This is a genomic window from Haloarcula sp. JP-L23 (assembly GCF_011602445.1).
GTDB lineage: Archaea > Halobacteriota > Halobacteria > Halobacteriales > Haloarculaceae > Haloarcula > Haloarcula pellucida.
In genome coordinates, this window is sequence record NZ_CP050014.1 from 1079666 (window position 1) to 1095819 (window position 16154).

Consider the following 16154-nt stretch of genomic DNA (forward strand, 5'->3'; position numbering starts at 1 on the left):
GTCCACGCTGGAGACCGGTGGTCGCTGATGGGTCGTCGGACCCTCGTCCTCGTCGTCCGTGAGGACGGCCGCTTTGACTGCCGGGTCGCACACTGGGGCGTCGACGCCGACCCGTTCGCACAGTCGCGTCCGCTCGGCAGTGCGTGGTCGGCGGCTACCGTCCGAGAGCTGCTCGATGCGACGGTCGAGCAGGTGCTCGTCTGTGACGGCTCGGTCCGCCGGTACTGCGTCTGCTGGTTGGACCCGAGGCTCGCGGATCCCGGGGACGTCGCCCTCGCACGCACCGACGACCCGGCGGCCCTGCGAGCGTGGTGGGTCGAGGAGAAATCTCGGGCCTGTGAGGCCGTCCACAGCGGCGCCGCCGAGACGGTCCGGGCCGAACTGCTGGCCGCCCTTCGCGAGCGGACTGACGCAGTCCACCTGCCCGACGACGCGCCCTTTTTACGAGGCGCCCGCTAACCGGCAGCCGTGACCGCCGACAGCGCCGTCGAGACACTCAGCTATCCGGCCCCCGACACCGTCTGTGACCTCGTCGAGCGGGCGATAGATCGGGGGGCGATGGTGACGTTGTTCGGCCCCTGCACTGTCGAGTACGAAGGGCGAGCGGCCAGTTCGCTCGGCCCCGGCGACCGCCACGTGACGCTGAAGCCAGACGGGGCCGCACTGGTCCACACCGACGAGGGCCAGCAACCGGTCAACTGGCAACCGCCGGGGTGTGATCACAGCGTCACGGTCGCGGACGGAGCGTTCGCCGTCCGGTCCGAACGGACGACGCCGGAGGAGGAACTCGAAATCGTCTTCGAGACGGTCGCGCACGCGGCGGCCTTCGACGTGAGCGACCCGGAGGAACTGGCCGTCACCGGCACCGAGGCCGACCTGAAAGAGCGGATTCTCGACGCACCGGACCTCGTCGAGTCCGGGTTCACGCCGCTCGCGACCGAACGGGAGACGCCCGCCGGCGCCGTCGACGTCTACGGCGAGGACGCGGCCGGCCGGACGGTCGTCGTAGAACTGAAGCGGCGTCGCGTCGGCCCCGACGCCGTCGGCCAACTCGACCGGTACGTCGAAGCGCTGTGCCGGGACCTACATGCGGACACCGAGGTCAGGGGTATCCTCGTCGCGCCGTCAGTGACCGACCGCGCACGGCAGTTACTGGCCGAGAAGGGGTTGGAGTTCGTCTCGCTGGAACCGCCCTAGTAGACGGCGATGTCGTCGGACGACGAGACGACGACGGTGTGACCGTAGTAGGTAAAGGAGACGTGGCCGACCGTCTCGCTCCCGAACAGCGCGGTTAGTGCGTCCGGGTCTACGGCCGTCGTCAGCGGGGGCAACGCCTCGATAGGGTCGTCTTCGACCGCCGCGACCGCTCGAACGACGGTTTCGGCGACCGAATCCGTCTTCTCGAGCGTCGTCGAGAGGTCCGGGGTGGTCGACGAGGCGTCTGGTGCTGTGTGCATACTTGTCACTAACTGCCAAAGAATAAAACGTGCCTACCTAACTAGTTAGTGAATTGTATTCTCTAACCAACTGTCATCCTCGCTCGACGCTGTTCTTGAGGTCTGCAAGCACGTTCAGCGCCTCGACGGGCGTCATCGTCGCGACGTCGACCTCGCGGAGGGCCCGTTCGAGGCCGTCGACCGACTTCGTCCGAACCACCTCGGCCGTCTCCGCGCCTTCGTCTGTCGTCTCGTGGCCGTTCGTCGACGGGCGGGTCGCTGTCGGCGTCGAGTCCGGGTTTGCCGGTTCGTCGTCCGCGATGACGGACCGGGACCGCTCGACGACGCTCTCGGGGACGCCGGCCATCTCGGCGACTTCGACGCCGTAGGAAGCCGCCGCCGGGCCGGGTGCGAGTTCGTGGTCGAACACCACGTCGCCGTCCTCGCGGCTCGTCTCGAAGTGTCGGTTGGCGACGCCGGCGAGGTCGTCGGCCGCCCCGGTCAGGTCGTGATGGTGGGTCGCAAAGAGGGTGTACGCACCCACTTCGTCGTGGAGGTACTCGGTGACGGCGCGGGCGATGGCCAGTCCGTCGGCCGTCGAAGTGCCACGACCCACCTCGTCAAGCAGGACCAGCGAGTCCGCCGTCGCCTCCCGGAGGATGGTGGCGAGTTCGGTCATCTCTATCATGAACGTCGAGCGCCCGCCCGCGATGTCGTCGCTGGCGCCGACGCGGGTGAACACCCGGTCCAGCACCGGGAGGTCGGCCGACGACGCGGGGACGAAACTGCCCGCCTGTGCCAGCAGACAGACGAGCGCCACCTGTCGCATGTAGGTGGACTTGCCGCTCATGTTGGGGCCGGTGAGGACGGCGAAGAAGGGGTCGAGTTCGTCTGCGTCGGCGTCCCCGAGGGGACCGCTCCCGAGGTGGGTGTCGTTGGGGACGAACGCGTCCTCCGTCCGTTCGACGACGGGGTGGCGACCCCGTTCGATGTCGATGCCGTCGCCGCCGACGGTCGGCCGACAGTAGTCGTGTCGGGCGGCCACCTCGGCGAACGACACGAGGACGTCCAGTCGAGCGAGGCGGTCGGCCAGTGCCTGTACGCGTTCGGCCTCGTCGGCGACGGCGTCCCGGACCCGACAGAACAGGTCGTACTCTAAGTCGTCGGCCTCGCTCTCGGCGCGCAGAATCTCCTCCTCGCGCTCCTTGAGTTCGGGGGTGTAGAACCGCTCGCTGTTCTTCAGCGTCTGGCGGCGCTGGTAGTCCTCCGGAACGGCGTCGAGGTTGGCGTTGGTCACCTCGATGTAGTAGCCGTGGACGGCATTGTGGCCGACCTTCAGCGAGTCGATGCCGGTGCGTTCGCGCTCGTCGGCTTCGAGGCTGTCTATCCACTCCTTGCCCGAGCGCTCCGTCGAGCGCAGGGCGTCGAGGTCGTCGTCGTACCCCTCGCGGACGACGCCGCCCTCCGTGACCGCCTGTGGCGGGTCGGGGCGAATCGCGGCCTCGATCTCTTCACGCGTCTCCGTCAGCGGGTCCAGCGTCGCGTGGAGGTCCGCCAGCAGGCGGGCGTCGGCGTCGTCGAGGGCGTCGCGCACGTCGGGCACCACCGACAGCGTCGACGCCAGCGAGCGCAGGTCCCGGGCGTTCGCCCGCCCCCGCGAGACTCGCGAGATGAGCCGTTCGAGGTCGTAGACGTCCGCCAGCAGGTCGTGCAGGCGTTCGCGGGTCGCGGGGTCGCGTTGGAGTTCGGCGACGGCCTCGTGGCGTGCCTCGATGCGGTCCACGTCCAGCAGCGGTCGGCGGAGCCAGTCGGTCAACTCGCGCCGCCCGAGCGCACACGCCGTCTCGTCCAGCGTGTCGACGAGCGTGAGGTTCTCGTGGCCCCGCACGGACCGGCGCTCGAACAGTTCGAGGCTCTCGACGGCCACCGCGTCCAGCAGCATGTACTCGCGAGGGTCGTACCGCGTGAGGTGGTTGAGGTAATCGAGGGTACGCTCCGGGTCCACGTCGGGGTCGACCGGTTCGCCGTCCGGTCCCACGGCACCCGAACTCCCACGGGTGTACTCGGCGTAGGAGAGCAGGGCGCCACAGGCGCGTCGCTCGGCGTCGCCGGCCAGCAACCGTTCGGGTGGGCCGAAGTACCGCTCGATGCGGTCTTCGGCCCGTTCGCGCTCGAAGGCGGCGGCGTCGTACTCGGTGACGAGACAGGCCGGGCCGAACGCCTCGTCGTCGTCCACGTCGACGTTCGGGCCGACGATGGCTTCGGCGGGGCCGAACCGACTCAGTTCGTCGGCGACGGCCGTCTCGCTGGCGACGCTCGTGGCGTAGCAGTCGCCCGTCGAGACGTCGACGAGTGCGAGGCCGTAGCCGTCGGCGGCGGCCAGCGCCGCGACGTAGTTGTTGTCGGCCCCGCCCAGCAGTTCCGACTCGGTGAGCGTCCCCGGCGTCACGATGCGGGTGACCGCTCGCTGGACGACGCCGCTGACCTCGTCGGGGTCCTCCACTTGGTCGGCGACGGCGACCCGGTAGCCGGCGTCCAACAGCGTCTCGATGTAGGACTCGGCGTTGTCGATGGGGATACCCGCCATCGGGTACTCTCCGGTAGAGTCCGTCCGCTGGGTGAGCGTTATCTCACAGAGCCGTGCGACTCGCTCGGCGGCGGCACAGAAGGCCTCGTAGAAGTCGCCGACCTGAAAGAGCACGAGTGCGTCGTCGTACTGCTCGCAGAGCTCGTAGTACTGTGCCATCATCGGCGTCAGGTTGTCGTCTAGCTCGGCCATCTGCTCGGGTGGGCCAAGCGCAGCGTCCATGCTCCCAAGGCGGGCCGGGCCGTAGAAATACCCCGCGGTCCCGCTATGGCGTTGTAACGTTTACCCGGGTCCGGCGCCTACGCCACGGTATGGCCACTCCCGACCATGACCGGCCGGTGACTATCCGGACCCGCGAAGAACTTGACGACCACCTGACCGAGAGCGACCGCGTACTGGTGATGGTCCGCACCGAGGGCTGTGCCATCTGCCAGTCGATGGAGCCGATTCTCGACAACGTGGTGCGAGCGACGGACGCCACCGTCCTCGTGTTCAACCCTCGCGAGGACTTAGACGCCGTCGCGGCGTTCGACGTCCGTAGCACCCCGACGTTCCTGCTGTTCGTCGACGGTGAGTTGGTCGACCGGCGGGCCGACGGGTTCGTCCCGACGGCAGCCCTCGTCGAGTTCGTCGAGGACGGATGACGGAACTCTTTTAATTTCGCCGGCAGAGTCGGGTACTGATGTCCCTCCGCATCGGTGCCGCGCTCAGTGACGCGGCGGCACACCTCGTTAGTCGAACCGGCGCAGTACTTCTCGCGGTGTTTCTCGTCGTCCAGGCAGCCACTACGACGATAGTGAACTCGGCGCTCGCGTCGTGGTATGCCAGTCTCGGGCTGGCCGACGCGGCGCGGATGCTCCCACTGACCGTGGACGTGGCGGCCCCGGTCCTCGGCGCTGGCTACCTCGCGGTGGTCGCCGTCTCGCTGTACAGTTCGGTCGTCGCCGTCCGGACGTTTGTCGCCGGAGCCGGAGCGACGTTCCCGGACGGTGCGTTCACCCGGAACGTCCCGCTGGCGATGGTGAACCTCCTCGTTGGCGGCCTCACGTACTGTCTCGTCGTCGCTGTCGGGTCGATACTCGTCGTCCCCGGCCTCGTCGCCTACGTTGCCTTCCTGTTTATGCTCCCCATCGTCGCCGTCGAGGACCGCAACTTCGTCGACGCGCTACGGGAGAGTTACCGCCGTACGAAGGGCCACTGGGTGCGCCTGTTCGCCCTGATGGTCGTCGTCGTGGCACTGTCTGGTTTCCTCGGCGGCGTCATCGGCCTCGTCACCTCCCTGTTGCTCCCGTACGAGTTCGCGCTGCTGGCGATAGTGCTCGTACAGACTCCCGTCTCGCTGTATACCGTCGCCGTCGTCGCGTCGGCCTACCGGCAGCTACAGGGCGGGACCACTCACTCGTTGGGTGGTCCGAGGGCCGGTGCGGGGCTGGCTTAGTCCTCGGCTGTGAGCCTGACCGTGACGACGGGCACCGGCGAGCGCCGGACTACCTTCTCGGCGACGCTGCCGATGAGGTAGTGGTCTAGCCCGGTTCGACCGTGCGTACCCATCACGACGAGGTCCGACCCCTCGTCCTCGACGTACGCCAGAATCTCCGAGCGCGGGACGCCCTCGACGACGGCCGTCTCGACGGGCACGCTCTCTGGCGATGATTCGTGACAATTCGGCGGTCTGAGGTGCCAATAACCATCATCTCGCTTGCGCTCGCGTGCGTGATGATAAATCTCTAATGTTTATTGTATCGGACCGTGTCAACGTGTGACGTAATGAGTTTTCCAGAGGGGCCCACGGAGGCAGAGCAGTCGTACGACGACAGTCACGACGCAGTCGACCGCGCCCCGACGGACGGACTCGTCGCGACGGTAATGCAGGCCATTCGAACCCACGTCGAGACGTGGTCGGACCGCTACGTCGAGATGCGCGTCGAAGCCCGTACCGACCGTCGCTAGCGGCGTCGGTCGACCGTTCTTGCCGACGCTACGCCCGTAGCATCGGGTGTGCGCACCGCGTCGACGGCGGCACAACGGCTTTCCACACGACCCGCGTAGCGACGCCACCGTGACAGTCACCGACGTCCTCCCGAGGGACGCCATCCCGAGCATCGACGACCCGACGTTCGGCGCGCACTACTTCGGCGCGCCCGACGACGAGGTAGTCGTCGTAGACGGTGACCCGCCCCGGGCCTACCCCGTTCGCGTCCTCGGCTACCACGAAATCGTCAACGCCGAGGCCGACGGCGACCCCGTCGCCGTGACGTGGTGCCCCATCTGCTGGAGCGCCGCGGTCTACGACCGCACCCTCGACGGCCGCACGCTGACCTTCGGCGTCTCGGGGAAACTCGCCGACGACGCCCTCGTGATGTACGACCGCGAGACCGACAGCGAGTGGCGACAGCCCTCGGGCGAGGCTATCGCTGGCCCCTTCGAGGGAACCCGCCTCGACGCCCGGCCGGCCCCGATTCTGACCGCCGCACGGTTCCGGGCCGAGTACCCCGACGGCGAGTTCCTCCAGCCAGTTCGCGGTGGCCCGGACGCCTCCGACGCACAGCTTCGCGAGCGACACGAGATGGACGGCTACGAGGCCTACGTCGACCGCGAGGCGTTCGGCCGCTACGGGATGCGCGGTGAAGGGGACCCACGAGCGTGGGACCGTGACGACCTCGACCCGAAGACGCTCGTCCTCGGCGTCGTCGACGGCGACGACGCGATGGGCTACCCACGCCCGCGGGTTCGCGCGGCCGGCGGCGCCGTCGCCGACACGGTCGGCGGCCGAGCTGTCGTCGTCTTCGAAGCCGACGGGTCGCTGTACGCCTACGAGAACGACGGCTACGCGTTCGAACGAACTCACGAGGGGGAAACGACGTTCAGCGCGGACGAGACGTTTTGGAATCCACTCACGGGCGAGAGCGAGGACGGTCGCTCGCTGACCCGGCTTCCGGCCCGGACGCTGTTCGCGTTTGCGTGGCAGGACGACCACGGCCCGGACGCGTTCTACGAACCATAACCGCCGTTCTTGGGTCGTTAGACGGCTGTTTCGAAGTCGGAGAGCGACTCTCCGGAGACGACGCTCGCTGGGCGCGAAACCACTAACACGATACTCCCCGAGAAGCCGGTATGGACATCGAGCGCATCGCGGTCCACGAGTCGGCCGGACAGGCGTTCCCCATTCCGGCGTTGGTCGAGTCGCTGTCGTCGCTGTCGGTGCCTGTCGAACGGACTACGGACGGCGAGACGTACGGCCCCGGCGACTGCGTCGTCACCTTCTCGCCCCGCGAGGCGTTCCTCGACGCGGCGTGGGTCCACGGCGTTCGGGCGGGATACGACGAGTTCGACACGGCGGCCTACGAGGCGAGCGACACCGTTCTCACGAACAGCACCGGTATCCACGGCGATACGGTGCCCGAGACGGTGGTCGGGTACCTCACCATGTTCGCCCGCCGCCTCCACGTCTACCGGGACCAGCAACGCGAGCGCGTTTGGGGCCACGAGGGCTACGAGGTACCGTTCACCCTGACCGGCGAGCGCGTCTGCGTCGTCGGCCTCGGGACCATCGGACAGGGGGTCGCGCGGCGGGCCGACGCGCTGGGGATGGACGTGGTCGGCGTCCGGCGCTCTGGCGACCCCGCCGACGGCGTCGAGCGGGTGTACACGCCCGACGAACTGGGCGCGGCCGTCGCCGATGCCCGGTTCGTCGTCCTCGCCGTCCCGCTGACCGACACCACGGAGGGACTGGTCGACGCCGCCGTCCTCGACGCGATGCCCGCGGACGCCTACCTCGTCAACGTCGCTCGCGGGGACGTGGTCGTCGAGGACGCCCTGCTGTCGGCGCTCGACGACGGCCGTATCGCGGGGGCCGCCATCGACGCCTACTGGGAGGAACCGCTCCCCGAGAACCACCCGCTGTGGGGCTACGAGAACGTCGTCATGTCACCGCACTGTGCGGCCTTTACGAACCACTACCACGAGGACATCGCCGGTCTCGTCCGCGAGAACGCCGAGCGGGCGATGCGCGGCGAGTCACTCCGGAACCGCGTCGCCTGACTACGTCCCTTCGACCAGTCGTTCGAGTTGCTCCGGCGGTACCGCCCCGCGAGCGGCGTAGCCGTCGTAGGCGAACGTCGGGACGCCCGTGACGCCCTGTTGTTGTGCGGCGGTGAACTGCTCGCGGACCGTCGCCCGGAGACTGTCGTCGTCGAGCGCCGAGCGCACCTCGTCGGCGTCGACGCCGGCCTCCTCGGCCAGTTCCACCAGCACGTCCTCGTCGCCGATGTCGCGGCCCTCCTGCCAGAGCGCCTCGAAGACGGCCACGTCGAAGTCGAGCCACGTCTCGTAGTCGTAGTGCTCCTTGACGTAGTAGGAGACGACCTGCGCCGGCAGGGAGTCGATGTCGGTGGCGATGTCGAGGTCCATCTCCACGTCGTACTTCTCTTGGAGACGGCGGACGCCCTGCTTGGCCTGCTCGTAGTACTCGTCGTCTTTCCCGTCGTCGACGGAGTGGTCGATGGTGCCGTCGGGGTTGCGCTTCTGGCTCCGCAGGTCGAACGGGTGCCAGTCTATCTCCAGTTCCGACTCCCGCGTCGACTGGTACTGGTTCAGCGACTCGCGCCCGAGGTAACAGAACGGGCAGACGTAGTCCGAGTACACCGTGATACGCTCGCTTCCCTGTGTCTCGCTCATACCGACGAGATACCCCCTCGCTCGGTAAGAGCGGGACCCGGTCGTGTCCGAGCGGCGCACAACCGTAGTGTCGCCCGTCGATCAGTCCCTGAGGTGTGCGGCGACGGCGTCTACGTGGCCCTGTCCGACGACGGCGACCACGTCTCCACGCGCCCGGAGCGTCGTCAGTCGGTCGGCCATGTGACGCTCGCGGGCCGTCGTGCGGACGTCGGCCGCAGGCGGCGGGTCGAACGCCGAGCGCATCGCCTCGGCCGTCTCCATCAGCGCTCGCTCGTCGGCGGCCTGTCGCTCGGCGTCGTCGCTCCACCCGGCGTCGTACACCGTCGGGACGTCGACGGTCATCTGCAACGCCGTCAGCGCGGTGAACGCGGCAGCCACCCGGCGGGTGAGTGCCGTCTTCGTGAGTGAGAGGACCGATCGGGCCGTGCTTCTGACCGTCGTCAGCGAGGCGCGCTCCCGGTGGAGGGTGGCCACGACGCGACCCAGAAACGCCAGTGACGGGCCGTCGACACCGACGACTTCCGCCCCGTCGGCCGCCTGTATCGCGGCGCTCATCTCCCCGCCGAAGGTGGGCGGTGTCATCGTGTCGGTCGCGTGGTGTTCGAACAACGGCACCGCAAGCGGCGGGAGTTCGAGCGCCAGTACCGCCGGAGACTCGCGTTCGACCACCGATTGCACGCGGTGTGCGCTGGCCGGGTGGTCGTGGAGCGTCCCGACGAGGACGACGTCCCCGTCGGCGTCGCTACCGGGTACACGTTCGAGACACTCCTCACGGAGGCGGGGGTCGCTCATCGGCTCGTCGCTTGACTGCACTGCGGTAATACTGAAGTATCAGGCCGAACAGATACATTAACGTTCCGCCACTGTCGTGCGTACTGACAGCAATCCGGCCGTGTCTCGGTGGGCAGACGCATCACCGGTCGGTACGTAACGTGAACGTCGACTGTACCGGCCCTGCCTTGTATATGCGTCCCGCTCGAAGCCGCCTGCATGGCAGACGACCGCGTCATCGAACTCCTCCGGCAGGCGTACAGCGACGAGATTGAGACGGTAATGAACTACCAGACGAACGCCATCGTCCTCGATGGCGTCCGCGCCGAAGAGATAAAGGAGAGCCTCAAGCAGGACATACAGGAGGAACTGGGCCACGCCGAGCGACTCGGCCAGCGACTCAAGCAACTCGACGCGCAACCGCCCGGCTCCGGCGAGTTCGTCGCGCGGCAGGACTCCCTCCAGCCACCGGCCGACTCGACGGACGTGCTGTCGGTCATCGAGGGGGTCCTCGACGCCGAGAACGACGCTATCGACACCTATCACGACCTCATCGACGCCGCCGAGGCGGCCGACGACCCCGTGACGGAGGACCTCGCGGTCACCCTACTGGCCGACGAGGAGGCCCACCGGACGGAGTTCCGCGGGTTCCGCAAAGAGTACCGCAACGACTGAGCTAACGCCGCCTTAGGACACGGTAAGGGCGGGTGGTTCGTCTCGCCCGCGCAGTTCTCTCAGTATAACAATACCCGCTGTCTCGGCACAGGGTAGTGCAATGGCACGAAACAACCTGACCGAACGAGACGAGGGGAAACGAGTCGTCAACGCGGAAGGCGAGGCCGTAGGCATGATATCTGGATTCCGCGGCGGCGATGCCTTCGTCGACCCCGACCCGGGAATCACAGACAAGATCATGTCGCGACTCGGCTGGGAGGACGTCGACGAGGACAACTACAAACTCGACCCCTCGAAAGTCGACACCATCACCGACAACGAGGTTCGACTCAAGCCTAACCTGTAGGTAGCTCTCACAGACGCCCCGAGAGGTGGCGTGGTCCGTTCGACCGTTTTTCACGCCCTCACGGGCCTCGATTATGTTTCCACGGCGTCCAGTAGCGTCTCGACTCGCTCTACTAACGTCTCGCTGTCGACCGCGAGCAGGGTGACGCTCCCGGCGACGCCGACCTCGCCCCGGTCGACGACGGCGACGGGCGAGCCCTCGCTCGCCTCGAACGCCTGCCCGACGCCCCACGCCGTCGCTGGCGTGGCGGCGACGTCGCTCGGTCGCTCGCTCGGGTCGTACCCCGAGACGGAGCCAGCGAGGTCGTCGAGGGCCGCTTCCACGGCGTCGGTCAGGCGGCAGTTCACGGCGTATCGCAGGGCGGGGTCGTGTTCGCGAGCGGCAAGCAGGACCTGTGCGACGGTGCTCCCTGCGCCGAAACGCACGCCCCGATTCGGCCGGACGCCGTCCATCGTCCGGGTGATGCGGCCCTCGACGGCGGCCACCTCGTCCGGCGTCTCGGCGTAGGGCGTCGCGCCGGCGACGGTCATCCCCACCTCGGGGACCAGCGGCGAGACGTCGCGGTCGACGAGCGCGGAAACGGCCCGCTCGACGGCCTCGCTGGTGTCGTTGCGGGCGGCCTCGTTGCGCGTCTCGACCATGTGGTGGACCGCGCCGGGGCCCTCGCCCACGTCGAGGTTGTACCGCACCGCCCGAGCGAGCAGGTCGATGCCGGCCGCGACGGCGTCGCCGAGGTCGTCGCCGTGGGCCAGTCTGGTGGCGATGGCCGAGGAGAGCGTACACCCCGACCCGTGAGTGGCCTCGGTGTCGACCCGGTCGTGGCGGAACGTCGTCACCGAGTCGTCGGTCACCAACACGTCGACCACCTCGTCGCCGGGGACGTGCCCGCCCTTGACGAGGGCGGCGTCGGCCCCCAGTTCGACGATGTCCCGGCCGGCCGCCTCGGCGTCGCCGGGGTCGTCGATGGTCCGGTCGGTCAGCACCTCGGCCTCGTCGGCGTTGGGCGTGACCAGCGCCGCCTCCGCGATGAGGTCCTCGTAGGCCGCCTCGGCCTCGGGTTCCAGCAGGCGGTCCCCCGACGTGGCGACCATCACCGGGTCGACGACGAGGTTCGGCAGGGGCGTCTCGTCGACCACGAGGTCGATTACGTCACTCACCGCGAGCATCCCCGTCTTGATCGCGGCCACGTCGAAGTCCTCCCGGACCGCCCGAATCTGGGCCTCGATGTCCTCGGTCGGCAGGAGGTGGCTCCCCCGCACGCCGGTCGTGTTCTGTGCGGTGACGCTCGTGATGGCGCTGGTGCCGAAGGCCCCGCCGGCCTCGATGGTCTTCAGGTCCGCCTGGATGCCAGCCCCGCCGCCCGAGTCGCTCCCCGCGATAGTGAGTACGACCGGCGGCGTGACCGGTGCGTCCGTGCGTGTCATGTTCGAGGGCTGGACCGGTGGCCCCAAAGCGATGCTGGTCTGGCAGGTCCGCGCGTGACAGCGAGCCGACGAAACCGACACCCCGTACGCTGTCCTAGTATGCTAATAATACTTCATATCACACCCGAGAAACGCTTATGTATGAGAACCTCCCACACCCGGTGTACGACAATGGAACCGGCTCCGAACGACTCCGGCGAAAACGACGAGCAGTACGGCAGTTTCACGACCGGCGGCGGCGACGTCGTCGTCTATGACACCGAGAACCCCGAAGCGTGGCTTCAGTCCAGCTATGCCGTCGAAGTAGGCACCTCGTCGGAGCGAACAAGCGCGTAACTACTCCTGCAGTTTCCCCATGTACTCCTCGAAGGTCCCCCAGAAGGGGTCGACCCCGGGGTGGTCCGTGGGTTCACCGTCGACCACTAACCCGCTTCCCGCAGTGACGACGCCGGCGTCGGCCGCCGGGATGCCCTCCGCGTCGAGTGCGTCCAGTACGTCGTCGACGCCGTCGGGGTCGACGGCCGCCAGCAGGGTCCCCTCGCTGATGGAAATCCACGGGTCGATGCCGAAGAAGTCGCAGACTTCGAGCACGCCCGGCTGGATCGGGACCTTCTCGGTCTCCAGTTCCACGCCGACGTCGGCGGCGCGGGCCATCTCGTAGAGGCCGCCGTAGATGCCACACTCGGTGGCGTCGTGCATGGCGTTCACCGGTCCGGCCGCGGCCGCGGTCAGCGCGTCTTTCACCGGGCTCATGTCGTAGAAGCGGTCGGTGGCGTCGGCGATGTCGTCGGCGTCCATCTCGGCTTCCATCAGCGACTCGAACTGGATAGAGAGCAGGCCCGTCGCCTCGATGGCCGGTCCCTTCGTGACGACGATACGGTCGCCGACCTGCGCGCCGTCCGGGCGGACCAACTGGTCGAACTCGCCGACCGAAATCGCGGTCGCCCCGCCGACCATCGGGTAGTTACATCCCGCGTAGCGGCCGGTGTGGCCGGTGACGACAGAGACGCCCAACTCGCGGGCCTCCGCGTCGAACGTCTCCCAGACCGTCTGGAACTCCTCGTTCGTGATCTCCGGCGGGAGGTTGAAGTCGACGGAGAGGTGCGTCGGCGGCAGGCCGGAGACAGCGACGTCGCTCATGAGGATGTGGAAGGCGAACCACGCCGCGCGCTCGAACCCGAGCGAGGGCATCACGAACACGGGGTCGGTCGCCATCGCGACGGCTTTCTCGCCCACGTCGACGACGCCGAAGTCGACGCCGTGTTGCGGACCGAGCGTCACGTCCTCGCGGTCCGCACCGAGGTTCGGGTAGATGTACTCGCCGAAAAAGTCGCGGTCGACTTTACCTAGCTCTGGCATGACGCTGGCTACTACGCGGTGGTACTAAGGGGTGGCTATCGACGGAATCCCGACTGTACGGTCGCTACAGACGGCGACTGACGGCGGCCGCGAGTGCCAGCAGGAACGCCACCAGCGACCCCACGACGGTAAAGCCGGGGCCGGACTCGCCGGTCGTGTTAGTGGTCGGCGTCTCCGTCGCCGTCGTGGTCACGGCCGGCGCGGTCGATTCGTTGGCCGGCGTGACCGTCACCGCGACTGGCGGGGCCCCGTTCGCGGAGAGGAACACGTCGCCCGGCATCGGGAGGGAGACGCCATTCGCCACGCGGGTCGTGTTCTCGGGCGGGAGCGACACCTCGCGGGTCGCCACCGTCTCGTCGTCACGCGTGAACACCACCGTCCCGTCGGCGGGCACCCGCGCGTCGTTGACCACCGTCGCAGTGACGACGACGGACCCTCCCTGTGTGGCCGTGCGGGAACTGACTTCGACGCCGGTGACGCGGGCCTCGGCCGGCCGTTCGACGACGACCGTGACGTTGTCGCCGTCGACGCTCATCACGTACTGTCCGGGCGTGGTGAACGTGTGCGAGAGCGGCACGACCGTCTCGTTGCCGGGGCCGATGCGCCCGTCCTCGCTCGCCACGGTCGTCCCGTTGCGGTCGAGCGTCGCGTTGTAGGTGCCCTCGGTGCCGCCGGCATTGCGCACTATCGCGTCGACGGTCAGCGTCTCACCGGTCGCGAGCAGTATCGGCGTGGTGTTCGTGAGAGACGTGGTCCGGTAGGGGCCGCTGACGTGGTACCCGCTGTCGGCGGTCGCGTTGGGGAGGGCGTAGCCGATTCTGGCGGGCAACTGCCCGAACACGCGGGCGTGGACCGTCTGGTTCCACATCGTCACGCTACCCGTCGTCTCCGTGTAGTCGGCCGTCTCCGCCCGCGTGCGGTCGCCGCCGGCCCGTTCGACCGCGCTCAGGAGCGTCTCCTGTGTCACCGGCCGGTTCAGTCCGTTCAGCCGCCTGAACGTCGCCTGAAACGTCGACTCCTTGTCGGTCTGGCGGCGTATCTTCTCGTCGACGCGACCGGCCACCAGCGGGCCCTTGACGTAGTTGGCGTTGCGGTCCCACGTCGAGGGGTCGGAAAGCACCACGTCGGCGTAGACGGCACGCTGGCCGTCGTCTAAGGCGTCGCGGAACGCCGCGAAGTCGATGCGGTCCTGTTCGAGCGTCAGGAGCGCCGCGTAGTACACCGCGGTCCCCTCGGTCAGCCAGCGCGTCTCGCGGGTCGTCGTGAACGCCTGTCGACTGTGGACGTACTCGTGAAGCCAGACGTTGTCCGGCGTATCCAGTCGCTCGGTGTCGCGCACCCAGAAGTCCGAGCCACCGGTCTCCAGTCCCCGGACGCCCCAGTCGACGCCGTCGGTCGGGGCGGCGACGACGAACACGTCCTCGTCGCGGTCGCCGACCTGCAGGGCGTCGGAGGCGTTTACGAGCGAGTCGAGTATCTCGGTCGGCGGGGACATCAGTTGGGCTCGCTCGGGCACCGCGAGGCGGAACGTCTGCCCGTTGTCGGTTCGCTCGAAGGTGGCGACCGGGCCGAGATACACCAGTTGCTCGCCAGCGGCGCCCGCCTCGGCCGTCGTCACGTTCTGCCGGAAGACGACGGGGTCGGTCCCGGTGTACCGCCACCGCGTCGGCGTCTGGGACCGGCTGATGAGCGCCCACTCGCCGGCGTCGACCGCGATGTACTGGCCGTCGGCGCCTTCGGGTCCGCTCTGCTCGATGGTCCGGTTGGGTTCGATGCGGTAGTCGATGGTCGCCGCGTCGGTCGTGCCGTCCCACTCGAAGGTGGTCTCGTTGACGCGGTCGAAGCCGTCGGTGTCGACGCCCGTCGCGTTGGCCGGGATCTTCGTCTCCAGAGAGACCACGCGGTCGGGTATCTCGTAGGTCAGTTCGACCGCCACCTCGCCGGGGGTGTCCGGGGTCAGCGCGTAGGTCTGGGTCTGGCGGATGGCGTCCTCGTCGGCGACCTGTGTCATGGTGGCCGCCGCTCCCGCGGTCGGTTGCGAGACGCTCGCGGGACGCCGCTCCGGGTACTCGACGGCGGCGCTGTCCGGCGGACGTATCTGCTGGGACGCCTCGCCGGTCCCGGCCGCTGGCGCGACCGACGTGAGAACGAGCAAGAGTGCGACGGCGACGGCCACCCCGCCACGCTGCGCCACGCGCATTGTCTCTCTGTACCGTCTCCCCGTTGATATAGCTGGCCGCTCAGGCGGTCTCTAACTGGGCTTCGATGTCGTCGAACACGTCGGCGACCCGTGTCTGGATATCGTCACGAATCGCCCGGACGGCCTCGGCGTCCTGCCCGTCGGGGTCGTCCAGTGCCCAGTCGCGGACCTCGACGTCGGCGTCCAGCGAGAGGGTCGAACATCCCATCGTGACGACGAGGTCGCAGGCCTCCAACTCCTCGGTCGAGACTTCGCGCGGGGTTCGGTCCGAGAGGTCGATATCCAGTTCCCGCATGATTTCGACGACCTCCGGGTGGACGTGGTCGGCGGGGTGGGTGCCGCCGGTGACGACCTCGACGTGGTCGTCGAGGCCGCGCTTCTCGACTTCTCGCTCGGCGAAGGCCGTCGACATCTGGGAACGGCCGGCGTTCTGTACGCAGACGAAGGCGACGCGGAACGTGTCGGTCATGATTGTATGGACCGGAAGGTGCCCGTCGTTCGGGACCAGTCGTCCGGTCTGTAACGGGTTGTTTCGAGGACGCGTAAATGGCGGTTTCGGTGCAGTACGGTCTATATACCGCTACTGAGCACTATTTGCGAACCGTTCGCTGCGGTTTCCGTCTACCACCCGGCGCCACTCTCGGCGTGGCATCGTCCCGCATCACATCGGCTGTCTGGT

Annotated in this window: 19 protein-coding genes; 10 read left to right on the top strand and 9 right to left on the bottom strand. The window is 68.1% G+C overall.

Features of this window, described 5'->3' with window-relative positions; all coding sequences use genetic code 11:
* Nucleotides 1-27: 27 nt before the first annotated feature.
* Entirely contained in the window at nt 28-459 is a 432-nt protein-coding gene (locus G9465_RS05455; RefSeq protein WP_166968194.1) for a hypothetical protein, read from the top strand.
* Between the two features lie 9 nt (nt 460-468).
* Nucleotides 469-1197, top strand: coding sequence for an endonuclease NucS (gene nucS / locus G9465_RS05460; protein WP_166968195.1), 729 nt, complete (start codon nt 469-471; stop codon nt 1195-1197).
* On the opposite strand, the gene G9465_RS05465 is transcribed toward nucS, so the two are convergent.
* Both G9465_RS05465 and mutS read right to left on the bottom strand, forming a co-directional pair.
* Nucleotides 1194-1457: a HalOD1 output domain-containing protein gene (locus G9465_RS05465; protein WP_166968196.1), complete on the bottom strand. Its 264-nt coding sequence runs from the start codon at nt 1455-1457 to the stop codon at nt 1194-1196. The two genes, nucS and G9465_RS05465, sit on opposite strands and share 4 nt — an antisense overlap.
* A 73-nt stretch (nt 1458-1530) precedes the next feature.
* Complete coding sequence (mutS, locus tag G9465_RS05470) at nt 1531-4245, bottom strand: DNA mismatch repair protein MutS (RefSeq protein WP_166968197.1); 2715 nt, start codon at nt 4243-4245, stop codon at nt 1531-1533.
* A gap of 89 nt (nt 4246-4334) precedes the next feature.
* Between mutS and G9465_RS05475 the strand changes: the two genes are divergently transcribed.
* Complete coding sequence (locus G9465_RS05475; protein WP_166968198.1) at nt 4335-4667, top strand: thioredoxin family protein; 333 nt, start codon at nt 4335-4337, stop codon at nt 4665-4667.
* A gap of 38 nt (nt 4668-4705) precedes the next feature.
* Nucleotides 4706-5461, top strand: coding sequence for a hypothetical protein (locus tag G9465_RS05480; RefSeq protein ID WP_166968199.1), 756 nt, complete (start codon nt 4706-4708; stop codon nt 5459-5461).
* Here G9465_RS05480 and G9465_RS05485 read toward each other — a convergent pair.
* On the bottom strand, nt 5458-5748 hold the full coding sequence (locus G9465_RS05485; protein ID WP_166972914.1) for a universal stress protein: 291 nt from the start codon (nt 5746-5748) through the stop codon (nt 5458-5460). The two genes, G9465_RS05480 and G9465_RS05485, sit on opposite strands and share 4 nt — an antisense overlap.
* A gap of 42 nt (nt 5749-5790) precedes the next feature.
* Between G9465_RS05485 and G9465_RS05490 the strand changes: the two genes are divergently transcribed.
* The 3 genes from G9465_RS05490 (at nt 5791) to ddh (ending at nt 8064) form a co-directional block, all read left to right on the top strand.
* Nucleotides 5791-5973, top strand: a complete 183-nt coding sequence (locus G9465_RS05490; protein ID WP_166968200.1) for a hypothetical protein — start codon at nt 5791-5793, stop codon at nt 5971-5973.
* A 109-nt stretch (nt 5974-6082) separates the two neighbouring features.
* The gene (locus G9465_RS05495) at nt 6083-7027 is read left to right on the top strand and encodes a DUF3179 domain-containing (seleno)protein (RefSeq protein WP_166968201.1); all 945 of its coding nucleotides are present in this window, start codon (nt 6083-6085) and stop codon (nt 7025-7027) included.
* A gap of 110 nt (nt 7028-7137) precedes the next feature.
* Nucleotides 7138-8064, top strand: coding sequence for a D-2-hydroxyacid dehydrogenase (gene ddh, locus G9465_RS05500; protein ID WP_166968202.1), 927 nt, complete (start codon nt 7138-7140; stop codon nt 8062-8064).
* Here ddh and G9465_RS05505 read toward each other — a convergent pair whose 3' ends face one another.
* Together G9465_RS05505 and G9465_RS05510 are read right to left on the bottom strand one after the other, a co-directional pair.
* Nucleotides 8065-8700, bottom strand: coding sequence for a DsbA family protein (locus G9465_RS05505; RefSeq protein ID WP_166968203.1), 636 nt, complete (start codon nt 8698-8700; stop codon nt 8065-8067). It abuts the gene before it with no gap.
* An 81-nt stretch (nt 8701-8781) separates the two neighbouring features.
* A complete protein-coding gene (locus tag G9465_RS05510; RefSeq protein WP_166968204.1) occupies nt 8782-9492 on the bottom strand; it encodes a hypothetical protein in 711 nt (236 codons plus the stop codon).
* Between the two features lie 198 nt (nt 9493-9690).
* On the opposite strand from G9465_RS05510, the gene G9465_RS05515 reads away from it, so the two are divergent.
* Both G9465_RS05515 and G9465_RS05520 read left to right on the top strand, forming a co-directional pair.
* Nucleotides 9691-10146, top strand: coding sequence for a ferritin-like domain-containing protein (locus G9465_RS05515; RefSeq protein ID WP_166968205.1), 456 nt, complete (start codon nt 9691-9693; stop codon nt 10144-10146).
* A gap of 100 nt (nt 10147-10246) precedes the next feature.
* The gene (locus G9465_RS05520; protein ID WP_166968206.1) at nt 10247-10492 is read left to right on the top strand and encodes a PRC-barrel domain containing protein; all 246 of its coding nucleotides are present in this window, start codon (nt 10247-10249) and stop codon (nt 10490-10492) included.
* Between the two features lie 71 nt (nt 10493-10563).
* Here G9465_RS05520 and thiD read toward each other — a convergent pair whose 3' ends face one another.
* The gene (gene thiD / locus G9465_RS05525; protein WP_166968207.1) at nt 10564-11916 is read right to left on the bottom strand and encodes a bifunctional hydroxymethylpyrimidine kinase/phosphomethylpyrimidine kinase; all 1353 of its coding nucleotides are present in this window, start codon (nt 11914-11916) and stop codon (nt 10564-10566) included.
* Between the two features lie 171 nt (nt 11917-12087).
* Between thiD and G9465_RS05530 the strand changes: the two genes are divergently transcribed.
* Nucleotides 12088-12252 carry a hypothetical protein gene (locus G9465_RS05530; RefSeq protein ID WP_166968208.1) on the top strand — a complete coding sequence of 55 codons (165 nt, stop codon included), beginning with the start codon at nt 12088-12090 and terminating at the stop codon, nt 12250-12252.
* Here the strand turns inward: G9465_RS05530 and G9465_RS05535 are convergent, their stop codons facing one another.
* From G9465_RS05535 to G9465_RS05545, 3 genes are all read right to left on the bottom strand, one after another.
* Complete coding sequence (locus G9465_RS05535; RefSeq protein ID WP_166968209.1) at nt 12253-13275, bottom strand: AIR synthase family protein; 1023 nt, start codon at nt 13273-13275, stop codon at nt 12253-12255.
* A gap of 64 nt (nt 13276-13339) precedes the next feature.
* Nucleotides 13340-15475 (bottom strand): peptidase, encoded by a 2136-nt coding sequence (locus tag G9465_RS05540; protein WP_166968210.1) that lies wholly within the window; start codon nt 15473-15475, stop codon nt 13340-13342.
* 40 nt (nt 15476-15515) lie between these two features.
* The gene (locus G9465_RS05545) at nt 15516-15944 is read right to left on the bottom strand and encodes a low molecular weight phosphatase family protein (RefSeq protein ID WP_166968211.1); all 429 of its coding nucleotides are present in this window, start codon (nt 15942-15944) and stop codon (nt 15516-15518) included.
* Nucleotides 15945-16154: the final 210 nt, after the last annotated feature.